At 67.4% G+C, this 17516-nt stretch carries 15 protein-coding genes and 1 tRNA gene; 7 read left to right on the top strand and 9 right to left on the bottom strand.

Annotated elements, in window-relative coordinates:
- Nucleotides 1-66: 66 nt before the first annotated feature.
- Nucleotides 67-142: transfer RNA gene (locus OEJ36_RS00005), tRNA-Val, on the bottom strand.
- A 159-nt stretch (nt 143-301) separates the two neighbouring features.
- Here OEJ36_RS00005 and rdgC point away from each other — a divergent pair.
- From rdgC to sugE, 3 genes are all read left to right on the top strand, one after another.
- The gene (gene rdgC / locus OEJ36_RS00010) at nt 302-1222 is read left to right on the top strand and encodes a recombination-associated protein RdgC (RefSeq protein WP_263399901.1); all 921 of its coding nucleotides are present in this window, start codon (nt 302-304) and stop codon (nt 1220-1222) included.
- A 50-nt stretch (nt 1223-1272) separates the two neighbouring features.
- Nucleotides 1273-2220 carry a bile acid:sodium symporter family protein gene (locus OEJ36_RS00015; RefSeq protein WP_263399902.1) on the top strand — a complete coding sequence of 316 codons (948 nt, stop codon included), beginning with the start codon at nt 1273-1275 and terminating at the stop codon, nt 2218-2220.
- A gap of 147 nt (nt 2221-2367) precedes the next feature.
- Nucleotides 2368-2682 carry a quaternary ammonium compound efflux SMR transporter SugE gene (gene sugE, locus OEJ36_RS00020; RefSeq protein ID WP_021221383.1) on the top strand — a complete coding sequence of 105 codons (315 nt, stop codon included), beginning with the start codon at nt 2368-2370 and terminating at the stop codon, nt 2680-2682.
- Between the two features lie 68 nt (nt 2683-2750).
- On the opposite strand, the gene OEJ36_RS00025 is transcribed toward sugE, so the two are convergent.
- From OEJ36_RS00025 to OEJ36_RS00045, 5 genes are all read right to left on the bottom strand, one after another.
- Nucleotides 2751-4625 carry an MFS transporter gene (locus OEJ36_RS00025; protein ID WP_263399903.1) on the bottom strand — a complete coding sequence of 625 codons (1875 nt, stop codon included), beginning with the start codon at nt 4623-4625 and terminating at the stop codon, nt 2751-2753.
- Between the two features lie 152 nt (nt 4626-4777).
- Entirely contained in the window at nt 4778-5107 is a 330-nt protein-coding gene (locus OEJ36_RS00030; RefSeq protein WP_021221385.1) for an AzlD domain-containing protein, read from the bottom strand.
- On the bottom strand, nt 5107-5820 hold the full coding sequence (locus OEJ36_RS00035; protein WP_263399904.1) for an AzlC family ABC transporter permease: 714 nt from the start codon (nt 5818-5820) through the stop codon (nt 5107-5109). The genes OEJ36_RS00030 and OEJ36_RS00035 overlap by 1 nt, the downstream gene beginning before the upstream one ends.
- A 36-nt stretch (nt 5821-5856) precedes the next feature.
- A complete protein-coding gene (locus tag OEJ36_RS00040; RefSeq protein WP_263399905.1) occupies nt 5857-6702 on the bottom strand; it encodes an AraC family transcriptional regulator in 846 nt (281 codons plus the stop codon).
- 2 nt (nt 6703-6704) lie between these two features.
- Nucleotides 6705-7274 (bottom strand): GNAT family N-acetyltransferase, encoded by a 570-nt coding sequence (locus OEJ36_RS00045; protein ID WP_263399906.1) that lies wholly within the window; start codon nt 7272-7274, stop codon nt 6705-6707.
- A 251-nt stretch (nt 7275-7525) separates the two neighbouring features.
- Here OEJ36_RS00045 and OEJ36_RS00050 point away from each other — a divergent pair, with 251 nt between their 5' ends.
- Both OEJ36_RS00050 and OEJ36_RS00055 read left to right on the top strand, forming a co-directional pair.
- The gene (locus tag OEJ36_RS00050; protein WP_184487762.1) at nt 7526-11002 is read left to right on the top strand and encodes a NahK/ErcS family hybrid sensor histidine kinase/response regulator; all 3477 of its coding nucleotides are present in this window, start codon (nt 7526-7528) and stop codon (nt 11000-11002) included.
- A gap of 245 nt (nt 11003-11247) precedes the next feature.
- Nucleotides 11248-12450, top strand: a complete 1203-nt coding sequence (locus OEJ36_RS00055) for a GGDEF domain-containing protein (protein WP_263399907.1) — start codon at nt 11248-11250, stop codon at nt 12448-12450.
- An 11-nt stretch (nt 12451-12461) separates the two neighbouring features.
- Here the strand turns inward: OEJ36_RS00055 and OEJ36_RS00060 are convergent, their stop codons facing one another.
- Nucleotides 12462-13274 carry a MerR family transcriptional regulator gene (locus tag OEJ36_RS00060; RefSeq protein ID WP_184487760.1) on the bottom strand — a complete coding sequence of 271 codons (813 nt, stop codon included), beginning with the start codon at nt 13272-13274 and terminating at the stop codon, nt 12462-12464.
- A 312-nt stretch (nt 13275-13586) separates the two neighbouring features.
- On the opposite strand from OEJ36_RS00060, the gene OEJ36_RS00065 reads away from it, so the two are divergent.
- Both OEJ36_RS00065 and OEJ36_RS00070 read left to right on the top strand, forming a co-directional pair.
- On the top strand, nt 13587-14501 hold the full coding sequence (locus OEJ36_RS00065) for an alpha/beta fold hydrolase (RefSeq protein ID WP_184487759.1): 915 nt from the start codon (nt 13587-13589) through the stop codon (nt 14499-14501).
- The gene (locus OEJ36_RS00070) at nt 14498-15382 is read left to right on the top strand and encodes a metal-dependent hydrolase (protein WP_263399908.1); all 885 of its coding nucleotides are present in this window, start codon (nt 14498-14500) and stop codon (nt 15380-15382) included. The genes OEJ36_RS00065 and OEJ36_RS00070 overlap by 4 nt, the downstream gene beginning before the upstream one ends.
- 54 nt (nt 15383-15436) lie before the next feature.
- On the opposite strand, the gene rmuC is transcribed toward OEJ36_RS00070, so the two are convergent.
- Nucleotides 15437-16798 carry a DNA recombination protein RmuC gene (rmuC, locus tag OEJ36_RS00075; protein ID WP_263400163.1) on the bottom strand — a complete coding sequence of 454 codons (1362 nt, stop codon included), beginning with the start codon at nt 16796-16798 and terminating at the stop codon, nt 15437-15439.
- Between the two features lie 166 nt (nt 16799-16964).
- A complete protein-coding gene (locus OEJ36_RS00080) occupies nt 16965-17372 on the bottom strand; it encodes a tetratricopeptide repeat protein (RefSeq protein WP_263399909.1) in 408 nt (135 codons plus the stop codon).
- Nucleotides 17373-17516: the final 144 nt, after the last annotated feature.

Raw genomic sequence — 17516 nt, forward strand, 5'->3', positions numbered from 1 at the left:
GCGACCCCCGGCGTGACAGGCCGGTATTCTAACCGACTGAACTACCGCTGCGCGTTACTGCAAGATTGGTGGGTGATGACGGGATCGAACCGCCGACCCTCTGCTTGTAAGGCAGATGCTCTCCCGGCTGAGCTAATCACCCTTCACTCTCGAAGTGGGGCGCATTCTAGAGTGGTATCCCTACCCTGGCAAGCCCCTTTTGAAAAAAATTTTGCTAGCCGTTCCAAAGGCTTAGCTCAGGGTTGGCCTGAGTGCTCCGGGGGAGAATAATGCGCGCTTTGTGTCCGGAGAGAATTTCCCCATGTGGTTCCGTAACCTTCTCGTCTACCGCCTCACCCAGGATGTGCCCTTCGACATCGAGGCCCTGGAAGCCGCCCTGGCCACCAAGCCGGCTCGCTCCTGCGCCAGCCAGGAACTGACCACCTACGGTTTCATCGCGCCCTTCGGCAAAGGCCCCGACGCGCCCCTGGTCCACTCCAGCGAAGGCTTCCTGCTGTTGGCCGCGCGCAAGGAAGAGCGCATCCTCCCCGGCAGCGTGGTGCGTGACGCCCTGAAGGAGAAGGTCGACGAGATCGAGGCCGAACAGATGCGCAAGGTCTACAAGAAGGAGCGCGACCAGCTCAAGGACGAGATCGTCCAGACCTTCCTGCCCCGTGCCTTCATCCGCAAGTCCGCCACCTTCGCCGCCATCGCTCCGGCCCAGGGCCTGATCCTGGTCGATGCCTCCAGCCCGAAGCGCGCCGAAGACCTGCTTTCCACCCTGCGCGAGGCCATCGGCTCCCTGCCGGTACGCCCGGTCTCGGTGAAGATCGCCCCCACCGCCACCCTCACCGAGTGGGTCAAGACCCAGGAAGCCGCCAAGGACTTCTACGTGCTCGATGAGTGCGAACTGCGCGACACCGACGAAGACGGCGGCGTGGTGCGCTGCAAGCGCCAGGACCTGACCAGCGACGAGATCCAGCTGCACCTGTCCTCCGGCAAGCTGGTCACCCAGCTGTCCCTGGCCTGGCAAGACAAGCTGTCCTTCATCCTCGACGACAAGCTGGTGGTCAAGCGCCTGCGCTTCGAAGACCTGCTGCAGGACAAGGCCGAGCAGGACGGTGGCGAAGATGCCCTGAGCCAGCTCGACGCCAGCTTCACCCTGATGATGCTGACCCTGGTGGAGTTCCTGCCCCAGCTGATCGACGCCCTCGGCGGCGAAGAGATCCCGCAAGGTATCTGACGCCCCCTCGCCCGGCCGCTCGGCCGGGCGCCTCCTGACGAGTGATCCCCATGCGCGCACTGGCCGCCCTGAGCCGCTTCGTCGGCAATACCTTCGCCCTATGGGTGCTGCTCTTCGCCGTCCTGGCCTATTTCGTTCCCCAGGCCTTCCTGCCCTTGTCCATCGCCATCGTGCCGCTGCTCGGCCTGGTGATGTTCGGAATGGGCCTGACCCTCAGGCTCGAAGACTTCGCCGAGGTCGCCCGCCACCCGTGGCGCGTGCTGCTGGGTGTGGTCGCGCATTTCGTGATCATGCCGGGCGTGGCCTGGCTGCTCTGCCAGTTGCTGCGCCTGCCACCGGAAATCGCCGTTGGCGTGATCCTGGTCGGCTGCTGCCCCAGCGGCACCGCCTCCAACGTGATGACCTGGCTGTCCCGCGGCGACCTGGCCCTGTCGGTGGCCATCGCCGCTGTCACCACCCTGCTCGCCCCGCTGCTGACCCCCGCACTGATCTGGCTGCTCGCCTCGGCCTGGCTGCCGGTGTCCTTCGGCGCACTGTTCTGGTCGATCCTGCAGGTGGTGCTGCTACCCATCGTCCTCGGCCTGATCGCCCAGCGCCTGCTCGGTGCACGGGTACGCCACTTGGTGGATGCCCTGCCCCTGGTGTCGGTGGCGAGCATCGTCATCATCATTGCCGCGGTGGTCGCCGCCAGCCAGGCGAAGATCGCCGAATCGGGCCTGCTGATCATGGCCGTGGTGGTCCTGCACAACGGCTTCGGCTTCCTGCTCGGCTATGCCACCGGCAAGCTCTTCGGCCTGCCGCTGCCCCAGCGCAAATCCCTGGCCCTCGAAGTGGGCATGCAGAACTCCGGTCTCGGCGCCGCCCTGGCCAGCGCCCACTTCTCGCCCCTGGCGGCGGTGCCCAGCGCGTTGTTCAGCGTCTGGCACAACCTCTCGGGCTCGCTGCTGGCCACGGTGTTCCGGCGCATGAAGGATGAATCCGACAAGCCGGTCAACTGACGTCCGTCAGGCCGTCTATCCTCCACAACTTGTCCAGGCGGCCAGAATGTGCAAAATACTGCGCAGTGCAGGGACGGCCCTGCCACTCGCCGAGTGACCATTCCGGGGACGGCCCCGATCCAATCAGTCGTACCTTTGGAGGTCACCATGTCCTGGATCATCCTGTTCTTCGCCGGCCTGTTCGAAGTCGGTTGGGCCGTCGGCCTGAAATACACCGAGGGCTTCACCCGCCCCATCCCCACCGCGCTCACCGTATTGGCCATGGCCATCAGCCTCGGCCTGCTGGGCCTGGCCATGAAGCACCTGCCGCTGGGTACCGCCTACGCGATCTGGACCGGCATCGGCGCCATCGGCACGGTGATCGCCGGCGTCATTCTCTTCGGCGAATCCGTGGCGCTCATGCGCCTGGCCAGCGTGGCGCTGATCCTCTGCGGGCTGATCGGGCTGAAGCTGAGCACCTGAGTGCCCTGACGAAGCCGCCGCCCACAAAAAGCCCGCCGATATGGCGGGCTTTTTCATGCCTGCAGCACCTAGCGCTGGTCGCCGCGCAAGGCCGCCACCGAAGCCTGCAGGCTCAGGCGGTCGACACCTTCCGGCGCCAGCGGCTGGCCGGCCACCAGGTTGATCCGCGACCAGAAGCGCTTGAACAGGCCCTTGCCCGGGTCACGGCTGAAGAAGCTGCCCCACAGCCCCTGCAGCGCCATCGGAATCACCTGGACCGGGTTCTCCTCGAGGATGCGCTCGACGCCGTTCTTGAACTCGTTCATCTCGCCGTCGGTGGTCAGCTTGCCTTCCGGGAAGATGCACACCACCTCCCCTGCACGCAGGTACTCGGAGATCTTCTTGAAGGCGCGGTCATAGACCAGCAGGTCCTCGTTGCGCCCGGCGATGGGCACCGTGCCCGCCGTGCGGAAGATGAAGTTGAGCACCGGCAGGTTGTAGATCTTGTAGTACATGACGAAACGCACCGGCCGCCGTACCGCACCACCGATCAGCAGGGCATCGACGAAGGACACGTGGTTGCACACCAGCAGCGCGGCGCCCTCGTCCGGAATAGCCTCCAGGCCCTTGTGCTCGACGCGGTACATCGAGTGCCCCAGCAGCCAGATGAGGAAGCGCATGCTGAATTCGGGGACGATCTTGAAGATGTAGCTGTTCACCGCGATGTTCATCAGCGACACCACCAGGAACAGCTGCGGAATCGACAGCCCGGCGACGCTGAGGAACAGGATCGAGGCGATGGCCGAAACCACCATGAACAATGCGTTGAGGATGTTGTTGGCAGCGATTACCCGCGCCCGCTCGTTCTCCGCGGTACGCGACTGGATCAGCGCATACAGCGGCACGATGTAGAAGCCGCCGAACAGGCCGATGCCGAAGATGTCGGCGAGGATCAGCCAGGCCTGGGGCACGCTGATCACCGCCAGCCAGTCATGGGGCGCAGCGCCTTGGGGGAAGCCGCCCGAATGCCACCAGAGCAGGATGCCGAAGACGGTCAGGCCGATGGAGCCGAAGGGCACCAGGCCCACCTCCACCTTGCCGCCGGAGAGGCGCTCGCAGAGCATCGAACCCATGGCGATACCCACCGAGAACACGGTGAGGATCAGCGTCACCACGCTCTCGTCACCGAACAGCAGGTCCTTCGAATAGGCGGGAATCTGCGTCAGGTACACCGCACCGAGGAACCAGAACCAGGAGTTGCCCACCAGCGAGCGCGACACCGAGGGACGCTGGCCGAGGCCCAGCTGCAGGATGCGCCAGGACTGGCTGAAGATATTCCAGTCGAGCTTCAGCTCCGGCATCGCTGCCGCAGCGCGGGGGATGCCGCGGCTGGCCAGGTAGCCGAGGGAAGCGGTGATCAGGATGGCGGCGGCGACTATGGGCTCGTAGCGCTCGGCGGACATCATGATCCCGGCACCGATGGTGCCGGCGAGGATGGCCAGGAAGGTGCCCATCTCCACCAGGGCGTTGCCGCCCACCAGCTCGTTCTCACGCAGCGCCTGGGGCAGGATCGAGTACTTCACCGGGCCGAACAGTGCCGAATGGGTGCCCATGGCGAACAGCGCCGCCAGCAGCAACCAGAGGTTGTCGAGGTAGAAGCCCAGGGCGCCCACCGCCATGATCCCCACCTCGGCCGCCTTGATCGCACGGATCAGCGAGTCCTTGGCGAACTTCTCGCCGAACTGCCCGCCGAGGGCGGAGAAGAGGAAGAACGGCAGGATGAACAGCAGGGCGCACAGGTTGACGTAGACCGTCTTGTCACCAGAGATCGCCAGCTTGTAGAGGATGGCGAGGATCAGCGACTGCTTGAAGATGTTGTCGTTGAAGGCGCCGAGCAGCTGGGTCACGAAGAACGGCAGGAAACGTCGCTTGCCCAGCAGGGCGAATTGCGAATGTTGGCTCATCTTCCTTGGTACCTGGGTAATGGCTGGGGTAAAGCCGGTGCACGAAGCACGTCGCTGATTTGACAGCAACTGGCCAGCTCCAGGCCACACTTTGAGACGAAAAATGCCGAATCCCCACGCAAAAAGGGCGCCTTTCACGGCGCCCTCTTCCCTCAGATGGGCAACTGCCCCAGCCCCCAGCGCAAGGCGAAGAACAGCAGCAGGCCGCCGAGGATGGTCGCCAGCAGGTGGCGGGTGACGGCGGCGATGAGGATGCAGCCCAGCCCCCCCAGCAGGTAGGCGTTATCCAGCGCCAGCGCGGCGTGGACGCCATCGGGCATCACCATGCCCGGCACCACGATGGCGGTGAGCACGGCCGTGGGCACGTAGTGCAGGCCCTGGCGCACCACGGGCGGGAAGCGCAGGTCGGGCCAGGCGAACAGGCTGTAGCGGATCGAGAAGGTGATCGCGGTCATGCCGAGGATCAGCAGCCAGGTTTCCATCAGAGCACCTCCTCCAGCTGGCCGAGCCGATAGCGGCGCTCCAGCACGATGCCGACGACGATGCCGCTAAGGGCCGCCGCCATCAGCCCCAGCTTGTAGGGCAACCCGTGGCACAACAGCGCCACCGCGCCGGCCACCAGCGCCGCCGCCACCTGCGGGCGGTTGCGCAGCATGGGCACGACGATGCCGATGAAGGTCGCCAGCATGGCGAAATCCAGCCCCCAGGCGGCCAGGTTAGGCACGGCCTGGCCGAACACCACGCCGACCAGGGTGCACAGCTGCCAGTTGAGGTACATGGCCAGCGCTGCGCCGAGGAAGTACCAGTGCTTGTGTGGCGAAGCGTCCGCCTCCGCGTAGCGGTGCTGCACCACGGCGAAGGCCTCGTCGGTGAGCCAGAAGGCCAGGGGCATGCGCCAACGCTTGGGCAGGTGGCTGACGAAGGGCTGCAGGCTGGCGCTGTACAGGGCGTGGCGCAGGTTGACCACCAGGGTGGTGAGCAGCACCACCGCGATGCCCGCGCCACCACCGAGCAGGGTGATGGCGATGAACTGGGCGGAGCCGGCGAACACCAGCAACGACATGCCGAGGGTCTGCCAGGCACTGAGCCCGGCGCCGGCGGCGAGGGTGCCGAAGATGATGCCGAAGGGCACGGCGCCGATGAGCATCGGCACCATATCGCGCCAGGCGCGGAGGAATTCGGTTGAGCGGGACATGGGTTCTCCTTGTCCGCGCAGCTTAGAAGAGGCGTTTCAGTGAGTCTTGAACGATCTTGCGCAGGCGCTGCGGTATTCACCCGGCGCCACGCCATAGGCCTGCTTGAACTGCCGGCTCAAATGGCTCTGGTCGGCGAAGCCCAATTGCATGGCCACCGACAGCGGCGCGCAGCCCTCGCGCAGCAATGCCCGCGCCTGCTCCAGGCGACGCTGCTTGAGCCAGGAATGCGGCGGCAACCCGGTGGCCCGGCGGAACACCCGGGCGAAGTGGAAGGGCGAGAGCCCCACCGCTGCGGCCAGTTCCTCCAGGGACGGCGGTTCGGCCAGGCGCGAAGCCAACAGCTCGCGGGCAAGGGTCACCGCCTGGGGCTCATGCCCGACGGCACGGGGTGCGCCGATGCGTGCGTAGCGTTGAAACAGCAGCAGCACCGCTTCGCGCCAGGCCATCTGCTGCTCCAGCGCCGTGGCGCCCTGCTCCAGCAAACGGTGCAGGGCGAGGAAGCGGTGGGTCACCTCGGGGTCATGCAGCACGCTGTCAGCGAAGGTGGGCAGGCCGCCCATGGAGATATCCAGCTCCTCCAGCACCTCGGTCACCCGTTGCAGGTCGGGGTAGAAACCGCGATAGCGCCAGCCTTCCTCGTGGGCCTTGGAGCCGGTGTGGAGTTCGTCGGGGTTGATCAGCACCATGCTGCCCTGCTCCGCCAGGTGGTCGCTGCCACGGTGGCGGAAACGCTGGGCGCCGGACTCGATCACGGTAAAGACGTAGCCCTCGTGCACATGGGGCGCGAAACGCTGCTCGATGTAGCGTGCATGCAGCAACTCGACACCGCCGAGTTCGCCGGCCTGCCAGAAATGCGTCTGTTCGCCGCCGATGCCACTCATGTTCAGTTGCCGAAGGAAGCTTCCAGGGCCAGCTTCACCGCCGGCCATTCACGGTCGGTGATGCTGTAGAGCACGCTGTCGTCGAGGCGCCCATCGGCCAGGCGGCGGTTGTTGCGCAGCACCCCTTCGCGCTGTGCACCGAGCTTCTCGATGGCCTTTTGCGAGCGCAGGTTGCTGCCGGCGGTCTTCAGTTGCACCCGCACCACCTGCCACTCCTCGAAGGCGTGGCGCAGCATCAGGTATTTGATCGAAGCGTTGAGGCCGCTGGCGTGCTCGCTGCGGGCCAGCCAGGTCCAGCCGATCTCCACCGCCGGCAGCGCAGGTATGAAATCCGCGAAACGGCTGGTGCCCACCAGGCGGTCGCCCAGGCGGATGGCGAACACCACGGCCAGGCCTTCGCGCTGCTGGGCCAGGCCCTGGCGGTACCAGTCCGGGCGCAGCGGGCCGCTCATGTAGACCAGCTCGTCGCGGTTGGCTTCAGCGAGGGCCGAGAGCTCGGTGATGTCGGCCTCAGTCAGCGGTTCCAGGCGCAAGGCGCCACGCTGCAGGATGACCGGTTGCGGATTGAACATCTGCGCCTCCTCAGGCGAAAGACCCCTGCTGATCAGAGCGTCCGGGCACCCGGAAGTGCCCTGCAGGGCGCCGGCCTGGACGATAGGAAGTCCGCCGGCAAGGTTGCCACGCTAGCAGCCCCGCCAGCAGCGCTCAACCCCGCCTGCGACCTTGGTCGCAGCTGCCTGACGGACAACCGGCTTTGGTGCGAAACTGCCGCATCGAGACACAGGCGGGCGCATCCGTCCGCCGCTTTCACTTCGGAGTCTGCATGTCGTTGTCCAGCGGGCTGATCGCCGCGGTCGCCCTTCTCTATATGGCCGTGCTGTTCGCCATCGCCTTCTATGGCGACCGCCGTCGCGCACCCATGCCGCCGAAGGGGCGCGCCCTGGTCTACAGCCTGTCGCTGGCGGTGTACTGCACCAGCTGGACCTTCTTCGGCGCCGTGGGCCAGGCCGCCGGCCAGCTCTGGGCCTTTTTGCCGATCTACCTCGGCCCCATCCTGCTGATGGTCTTCGCCCCCTGGGTGCTGCAGAAGATGGTGCTGATCAGCAAGCAGGAGAACATCACCTCCATCGCCGACTTCATCGCCGCCCGCTATGGCAAATCCCAGGCCCTGGCGGTGGTGGTGGCGCTGATCTGCCTGGTCAGCGTGCTGCCCTACATCGCCCTGCAGCTCAAGGGCATCGTCCTCGGCGTCAACCTGCTGATCGGCTCCGGCGCCGAATCCACCGGTACCCGCGCCCAGGACACCGCGCTCATCGTGTCCCTGGTGCTGGCGCTGTTCACCATCCTCTTCGGCACCCGCAACCTCGACGCCACCGAACACCACCGCGGCATGGTGCTGGCCATCTCGTTCGAGTCGCTGATCAAGCTGCTGGCCTTCCTCGCCGTCGGCATCTTCGTCAGCTTCAGCCTGTTCGATGGCTTCGACGACCTGACCCTGCGCGCCATGCAGGCCACCCACCTGGAGAGTTTCTGGTTGCAGCCGGTGGACTGGCCGACCCTGATCGTGCAGACCGGCGTGGCGATGGTGGCGTTCGTCTGCCTGCCCCGGCAGTTCCATGTCGCGGTGGTGGAAAACATCGAGCCCCGTGACCTGCGCACCGCGCGCTGGGTGTTCCCGCTCTACCTGGGGCTGGCGGCGCTGTTCGTGGTGCCCATCGCCCTGGCCGGCAAGATGCTGCTGCCCGCCGGCGTGATGCCCGACTCCTTCGTCATCAGCCTGCCCCTGGCCGAAGCCCATCCGTCCCTCGCCCTGCTGGCCTTCATCGGCGGCGCCTCGGCCGCCACCGGCATGGTCATCGTCGAAGCCGTGGCGCTCTCGACCATGGTCTCCAACGACATGCTGCTGCCCTGGCTGCTGCGCCGGCAGAGCGCCGAGCGCCCCTTCGAGGTGTTCCGCCACTGGATGCTCTCGGTGCGCCGGGTCAGCATCGTGGTGATCATCCTCCTCGGCTATGTCAGCTACCGCCTGCTGGGCTCCACCGCGAGCCTCGCCACCATCGGCCAGATCGCCTTCGCCGCCATCGCCCAGCTCGGCCCGGCCATGGCCGGTGCCCTCTACTGGAAGCAGGCCAACCGACGCGGCGTGTTCGCCGGGCTGGCCACCGGCGCCCTGCTCTGGGCCTACACCCTGGTGCTGCCGCAGGTTGCCCGGGGACTCGGCTGGCCGCTGGAGGCCTTCCCCGGTCTCGCCGGGCTGATGGCCAACCCGCTGAACCTGCCCATCGACCCGCAAACCCAGGGCGTGGTGCTGTCCCTGGCCGGCAACTGGCTGCTGTTCGCCTGGGTCTCGGTGTTCTCCCGCACCCGGGTGTCCGAGCACTGGCAGGCCAGCCGCTTCATCGGCCAGATCGTTTCGGCGCGGCCGAGCAACCGTTCGCTGCTGGCGGTGCAGGTGGAAGACCTGCTGATGCTGGCGGCCCGCTTCGTCGGCGAGGAGCGTGCGCGGCAGAGCTTCGTGCGCTTCGCCTACCGCCAGGGCACCAGCTTCAACCCGGTGCAGAACGCCAACCAGGACTGGATCACCCACACCGAGCGCCTGCTCGCCGGCGTGCTCGGCGCCTCCTCCGCCCGCGCGGTGGTGAAGGCCGCCATCGAGGGCCGCGAGATGCAGGTGGAGGACGTCGTGCGCATCGTCGACGAAGCCTCCGAGGTGCTGCAGTTCAACCGCGCCCTGCTGCAAGGGGCCATCGAGAACATCACCCAGGGCATCAGCGTGGTCGACCAGTCCCTGCGCCTGGTGGCCTGGAACCGCCGCTACCTGGAACTCTTCGACTACCCGGACGGGCTGATCAGCGTCGGCCGGCCCATCGCCGACATCATCCGCTACAACGCCGAGCGCGGCCTGTGCGGGCCGGGCGACGCCGAGGCCCACGTCTCGCGCCGGCTGTTCTGGATGCGCCAGGGCAACGCCCACACCTCCGAGCGCCTGTTCCCCAATGGCCGGGTCATCGAGCTAATCGGCAACCCCATGCCGGGCGGCGGCTTCGTCATGAGCTTCACCGACATCACCGCGTTCCGCGAAGGGGAAAAGGCCCTCAAGGACGCCAACGAGGGGCTGGAGCAACGGGTCACCGAACGCACCCTCGAACTGTCCCAGCTCAACCAGGCGCTGATCGAGGCCAAAGGCACCGCCGAAGCGGCCAACCAATCGAAGACGCGCTTCCTCGCCGCCGTCAGCCACGACCTGATGCAGCCGCTCAACGCCGCGCGGCTGTTCTCCGCCGCCCTCGCCCACCAGCAGGACGCGCTGCCGCCGGAATCCCGCGAGCTGGTGGGCCACCTCGACAGCTCCCTGCGCTCGGCGGAAGACCTGATCACCGACCTGCTGGACATCTCGCGCCTGGAAAGCGGGCGTATCACCCCCGACCGCGCCGCCTTCCCCCTGGCCGCGCTGTACGACGCCCTCGGTGCCGAGTTCAAGGCCCTGGCCCAGGAGCAGGGCGTGGACTTCCGCGTCAGCGGCAGCAAGCTGCGCATCGAGAGCGACATGAAGCTGCTGCGCCGGGTGCTGCAGAACTTCCTCACCAACGCCTTCCGCTACGCCAAGGGCCATGTGCTGCTGGGCGTGCGCCGCGAAGGTGGCCTGCTGCGCCTGGAGGTCTGGGACCGCGGCCCGGGCATCCCCGAAGACAAGCGCAAGGTGATATTCGAAGAGTTCAAGCGCCTGGACAGCCACCAGACCCGCGCCGAGAAAGGCCTGGGCCTGGGCCTGGCCATCGCCGACGGGCTCTGCCGCGTGCTCGGCCACCACCTGGAAGTCCGCTCCTGGCCGGGCAAGGGCAGCGTCTTCAGCGTCAGCGTGCCCCTGGCGCGCACCCCGGCACCGGCCCCCGTCGTGCCGCAGAAGGAAGCCAACGGCCACGCCCTGGATGGCACCCAGGTGCTGTGCATTGACAACGAAGACAGCATCCTCACCGGCATGCACAGCCTGCTCTCGCGCTGGGGCTGTCAGGTGTGGACGGCTCGCAACCGCCTGGAGTGCGAACACCTGCTGGCCGAGGACGTGCGCCCGCAACTGGCACTGGTGGACTACCACCTGGATGAGGGCGAGACCGGCACCGAGCTGATGGCCTGGCTGCGCACCCGCCTCGGCGCACCGGTGCCGGGCGTGGTGATCAGTGCCGACGCCCGCGCCGAGCTGATCGCCGAAGTCCACGCCGCCGGCCTCGACTACCTAGCCAAGCCGGTCAAGCCCGCCGCCCTGCGTGCCCTGCTCAGCCGGCACCTGGTGCTGCGCTGAGCGGCTCGCGCTGCGCCTCCGGAAATTCGTCGTGGTGAGTCGGGAGCATCCCGACAGACCTGATGGGCCGGATTCCCCGGCCTGATTCCACGCCCCTGTCGATGGCGTATCCGTCACCGTCCAGCGTCTAGACTTCTGCCATCCGCGCAGCCGTCGAGATGCCGCTGTTCACCTCGGCGACGCGGCCCGGTATAAGGAGTGCCTGGCGCACCTGCCGCCACGCCGTAGAGACAGGAGTCTTCGCAATGAATCTTTCCAGTGGGTCGGGCCCGGTGCCGCCCCACCTTCCCGAGCGCCCGGCCGAGGACTACCTCGCCGAACGGGTCGCCACGCTCTTCTCCACCAGCCCTTCGACGGCAGTCGGCAACGTCTTCTCCGGCTCCATGGTGTTCGGGGTCTACCACGCCAGCGCGCCATTGCGCGGGCTGTGCATCTGGCTGGCCATCCTGGTGGTGCTGATGGTGGTGCGCCTGTCCCTGGTGCGCGCCTGGCGTCGTGATCCGCAGCGCTTCCCGCCGCTGACCTGGGCGCGGATGACCATGTGCCAGTGCGGCGCCGTGGGCGTGGCCTGGGGTGTCGGTGCCATCTGGCTGATGGGCTACGGCACGCCCTACGAGGACGTGATCTTCGGCTGCATCGCCCTGGCCTCGGTGATGGTCGCCATGAGCAACGTCTCCTACTGGCCGGCGCACCTGGCCTTCCATGTGCCCATGTTCTTCTTCCTCGGCATCGCCTACGGCCGTGACCCGGAGCCCCAGGCGATGTTCCTCGCCGTCTCCGCCTGGGTGGTCTGCCCCTTCATCGCCGAGATGGGCCGGCGCCTGCAGATCCGCTTCAACGAGGCTTTGAAGCTGGCCTGGGAACACCAGGTGCTGGCGCACAAGTACGCCCTGGCCAACCAGGAGCTGGCCATCCTCAGCCGCACCGATGACCTCACCCGCATCGCCAACAAGCGCCACCTCGACGAAACCCTGAAACGTGAATGGCACCGCTGCGCGCGCAACCACGAGCACCTGGGCGTGCTGATGCTGGATATCGACCACTTCAAGCTCTACAACGACAGCTACGGCCACCTCGCCGGCGACATCTGCATCCGCCAGGTGGCCGAGGCGATGCGCGCAAGCATCCGCGAGCACTGCGATTTCGTCGCGCGCTTCGGCGGCGAGGAGTTCACCGTGGTCATGCCCGGGGCCGATCTGGAAACCGCCTGCGCCATCGCCGAACGCATCCGCGCGGCCGTGGAGGACCTGGACCAGCCCCATGCCGGTGCCGAGCGCGGCCACCTCACCGTGAGCGTTGGCGTGGCCTCCACCGAGCAGGGCACGGCGATCAGCGAGGAGGCCCTGGTGGGTAACGCCGACGTGGCCCTCTATGCGGCCAAGCACGCCGGGCGCAACCGGGTGGAAGCCTTTCGCGGGCAGTCCACCATCCTCGCTCCCGTGCACTGAAGGCGCGGGCTTCAGCCCTTGAGAAAGCCCCTGAGCAGCTCGCCCACGCGGCCACCCAGCTCCTGGTTGGCCGAGAGCTGCAGCCCGCGCGCCAGCTCGCTGTCCACCACCTGCTCCACCAGCGGGCGCAGCGCCAGCAACTGACGGTTGAGGCCTTCCAGTTCGGCGACATGGGGCAGGCTGGTGCTGAGCAGCGGGTTGACCAGGTGATCGACGATCATCCGCACGATGCCCTCCGCCACCGGCTCCACCTGCTGGCGGATCGTGGCGAACTGCTCCAGCAGCACCAGCAACGGAATCCCTGAACGGTGCAACTGCACCCCGGCATTGAAGATGCGCGGGTTGAGCACGCGCAGGTGGTCCCCGGCGAACTCGATCAGCCCCAGTTCCTGGGCGATGTCCATGGCCTCGTCGGTGAGCTCGTCGCCGAACAGCGCCTGCACCTCGTCGAAGCCCAGGGGCGTGGGCTCCAGCTGGGTCCAGTCACCGACTATGGCCTGCTCCAGGCCGAGCACATGGGCCAGGTCGCGGCCCTGGTCCCAGGCCTCGAACAGCTCGCGGATGCTGGCAATGCTGTAGCCACGCTCCAGCAACTGGCCGATCAGGCGCAGGCGCGCCAGGTGCTCGCCGCTGTAGATACCCACACGACCCCGGCGCTCGGGCGGTGGCAAGAGCCCGCGATCCTGGTAGGCACGCAGGTTGCGCACGGTGGTACCGGCCTCGCGGGCCAGCTCGTCGACCGTGTATTCCTCACCGGGAACGGGCTCGGGGATGTGCGGTGCCTGGGCAAGCAAGCGCTGCATGAAACTGGGGGAATTCTTCATGGGCGGATCATATCTCCGTGCCACAACGGCCAACAACAGCGCCGCCAGAGGCCCAACCTATGGCTGGACCTGCCAACACAGAGGGCCCGCCAAAACCCGGATAACGCCACGCAAGCCCCCTGCCACGGTACTTTGCGGGCAGCGGTAACGCGGTAACAGGCGCACCGGCGAAAGCGCCCCAGCATCTGGCCAGCACCGCATCCCTGGCCGACAATCGATGACATCGAATGATGTAACGATTCAGGCCCGCAGGAGATCCGCCATGCCCGCCACGCACCCCGCCACCCTTTGCCCGCACCGGGAGTCGAGCCGATGAACGCGCCCCTCACCCTCGAACCCCAGCGCGTGACGGTGCAAGGCGACGGCGTGCGCCTGGCCACCTACCAGTGGGGCAATGCCAAGGGGCCGACCTTGCTGTTGGTGCACGGCTACCCGGACAGCCACGAGGTGTGGCTGCCGCTGGTGCGCGAGCTGGCGGCGGACTACCGCATCATCGCCTACGACGTGCGTGGCGCCGGCGCATCTGAGGTGCCGCCGCGCATCCGCGACTACCGCCTGCCGCGCCTGGCCAATGACCTGGAAGCGGTGCTGCGCGCCCTCAGCCCGGATCGCCGCGTACACCTGGTGGCCCACGACTGGGGCTCGATCCAGAGCTGGGAGGCGGTGACCGAGCCGCGTATCCAGCCACTGCTGGCGTCCTACACCAGCATCTCCGGCCCCTGCCTGGACCACGTCGGCCACTGGATGCGCAGCCGCCTGCGGGAAAAGCGCGTCGGCGCCTACCTGCAGATGATCGGGCAACTGCTCAGCTCCTGGTACATCGCCTTCTTCCACACCCCGCTGCTGCCGGAGCTCACCTGGAAACTGGGACTTGCCCGCGCCTGGCCAGGCCTGCTGCGCCGCGTCGAAGGCATCGCCAAGCCCCACGTCAGCAGCACCCAGCTCACCGACGGCCAGCGCGGGGTGAGGCTCTACCGCGCCAATTTCATCAGCAGCCTGTTCCGCCCCCGTGAACGCCACACCGACCTGCCCGTGCACCTGGTCATCCCCACCCGCGACCGCTTCGTGCGCCCGCAGCTGTTCGACGAACTGACCCGCTGGGCGCCGACCCTGTGGCGCCGCGAAGTGCGCGCCGGCCACTGGCAACTGCTGGCCGAGCCGCAGCGGCTGGCCGGTTGGCTGCGTGAATTCGTCGACCGCGAGGAACCGGCCAGGAGAGCCTCATGAGCACCGAGCACCACCGCCTCGAACAGCGCAAGGTGCGCTTCGACTTCGCCGACACGCCGCTGCACTGGGTACCGGGCGAACCCGAGGCTTCGCACATCATGAACAGCCTGCACCTGATCCTGCCGGCCGGGGAGTTCTGGTTCTGCCGGGTCTACAACAAGGCCCTGCCGCAGGTGACCGATCCGCTGCTGGCCGAGGACGTGCGCGGCTTCGTGCGCCAGGAGGCGCAACACGCCCGTGCCCATGACAGCGCCTTGAAACCCTACCTGGAACGCCACGGGCTGGACCCGACGCCGGTCACCGCCGGCATCTACCGCCTATTCGACAAGGTGCTCTGCGACCACCCGCTGGGCGAACACCGCCTGAGCCGCTGGCTGCAACCCTGGTGGCTGCGCCAGCGCGTCGGCCTGATCGCCGCCGTGGAGCATTTCACCTGCGTGCTGGGCAACTGGATCATCACCACCCGCTCCCTCGACCAAGCCGACCCGGTGATGCTCGACCTGCTGCGCTGGCACGGTGCCGAGGAAGTGGAGCACCGCTGCGTCGCCCATGACCTGCATGTGCACCTGGGCGGCAGCCTGCTGGCGCGGGGGTTCTACATGGTGGTGGCGTGCATCGCGCTGATCACCCTGTTCAGCGTCGGCTCCGCCAGCCTGATGCGCCAGGACCCGGCCACCCGCAAGCGCGCCGGCTTCCTCCGCCACTGGCGCCGCCTGGGCGCCCGCGACACGCTGCCCACGCCCGCCAGCATCGGCCGCGCGGTGCTGCGCTATTACGAACCGGGTTTCCACCCGCGTACCGAAGGCGATCTGTCAGTGGCACTGAGTTACCTGGAGCGCTCACCGGCAGCCCAACGTGCAGCGGCGGAAGCGGGCGCCTGACCTGCAGGCCGGCACCGAGGAACGAGGGCCACCACCTGGGCCCTAAACGGGGCATCACTCGTCCAGCTCATCCAGCAGCGGCAGCCCTGCCGCGCGCTCGAGCAGGTCGGTGGGCAGGCTCTTGCTGGCGCGGGCCCCCAACAGCTTGATGTTCTCGACCCGGCTGACGAGGTTGCCGCGCCCGTCCACCAGCTTGTTGCGGGCGGCGGCATAGGCCTTGTCCAGCTGCTGCAGGCGGCTGCCCATTTCGTCCAGGTCCTGCACGAAGGCGACGAACTTGTCGTAGAGGGCACCGGCGCGCTCGGCGATCTCCCGGGCGTTCTGGCTCTGCCGCTCCTGGCGCCACAGGCTGTCGATGACCCGCAGGGTGGCCAGCAGGGTGGTCGGGCTGACGATGACGATGTGCTGGTCGTACGCTTCCTGGAACAGCTCCGGGTCGGCCTGCAAGGCGGCGGCGAAAGCGGCCTCGATGGGCACGAAGAGCAGCACGAAGTCCAGGCTGTGCAGGCCCTCCAGGCGCTGGTAATCCTTCACCGACAGACCCTTGAGGTGATTACGCAAGGACAGCACGTGCTGCTTCAACGCCTGGGCGCGGACGGTCTCGTCCTCGGCGGCGATCAGCGCCTGGTAGGCGGTGAGGCTGACCTTGGCGTCCACCACCACCTGTTTGTCGCCCGGCAGCTGGATCAGCACGTCGGGCTGGAAGCGCTGGCCATCGGCGCTGTTCAGACTGACCTGGGTCTGGTACTCGCGGCCCTTCTCCAGCCCGGCATGCTCCAGCACCCGTTCCAGCACCAGCTCGCCCCAGTTGCCCTGGGTCTTCTGGCCCTTGAGCGCGCGGGTGAGGTTGGTGGCTTCATCCCCCAGGCGCTGGTTGAGCTGCTGCAGGCGCTCCAGCTCCTTGCCCAGGGAGAAGCGCTCGCGCGCCTCCTGTTGATAACTCTCCTCGACACGCTTCTCGAAGGCCTGGATGCGCTCCTTCAACGGGTCGAGCATCTGCCCCAGGCGCTGCTGGCTGGTCTCGGCGAAACGCTGCTCGCGCTCATCGAAGATCTTCCCGGCCAGCTCGGCGAACTGGGCGCGCAGATCATCGCGGGCGGCCTGCAGGTCAGTCAGGCGCTGGGCGTGGGAGTCCTGCTGTTCACGCAACTCGGCGGCCAGGGCGGCACGCTCGCTGTCGAGGCGGCGCAGCTCCCCCTCCTTGCGCTCACGCTCCTCGTTCCAGGCCGCCTGGGCTTCGCGACCGGCCTTGCGCTCGACGCCGAGCAGCTCGGCCTCGCGGCGCAGCGCAGCCAATTCGGCCTGCTGGGCGGCGTTGTTCTGGGTGAGTTCGCGGATTTCCACGCGGCTGTCGTCGAGCTGGGCACCGAGCCCGTCCTGGGCCATCTGCGCGGTGGCGAGGCGTTCGTCGAGCAGCAGCCGTTCGAGTTCGCCGGCGGCGATGCGACGTTGCTGATGCCAGGCCAGGCCCAACAGGGGAACAGCGGCAAGCGCGAGGCCGATCAGCAGGTTGGGCAGGTCGAGGGGCATGGAAGGCTCCGCGGAAGGATGCCGGGCAGTATACCCAGCGCCCGCGCGGCGGTCAGGCGCGGGGCAGGCGGCTCAACAGGCGCTGAGCTTCGTGGGAACCCTGGGCGGCGGCCTGCTCCAGCCAGTGGCGGGCCTGCTGCAGTTCCTGGGTGCGGGGCTGTGCATAAAGGCGGCCCAGTTCGAGCTGGGCGCGGCGATCACCGGCGCGGGCAGCCTGGCGCAGCATGTCGAAGCCGATACGGCGATCACGGGTGTTGCCACAGTCGCGGCAGAGCATCTGCCCGAGGCGGCTCTGGGCAGCCACCACCCCTTGGCGGGCCGGTTGCTTGAGCAGTTTGCCGGCCAGCCGTTTGACGCTGGCGGCCTGGCCGAGGCGAGGGTTGTCGAGCAACCAGAGGGCCACGCGCAGGGGCAAGCGTTGGTTCTGCTGGGCGGTTTCGACGAGTGCTCTGGACTTCATGTAAAGGGGTGTGGCGGCCGGGAAGGTCGCGCACTCTACTCCTTTTTCGCCGCAGGTAAAGTCTTGCCAAGCCTGGGAGTGGCGTTCTAGAGCAAGCGCTCGGGACAATCCACAGAAGCTGTGGATAACTCTGTGGGAAAGCAG

This window comes from Pseudomonas sp. PDM13, assembly GCF_025685765.1.
GTDB classification, from domain to species: domain Bacteria; phylum Pseudomonadota; class Gammaproteobacteria; order Pseudomonadales; family Pseudomonadaceae; genus Metapseudomonas; species Metapseudomonas solani.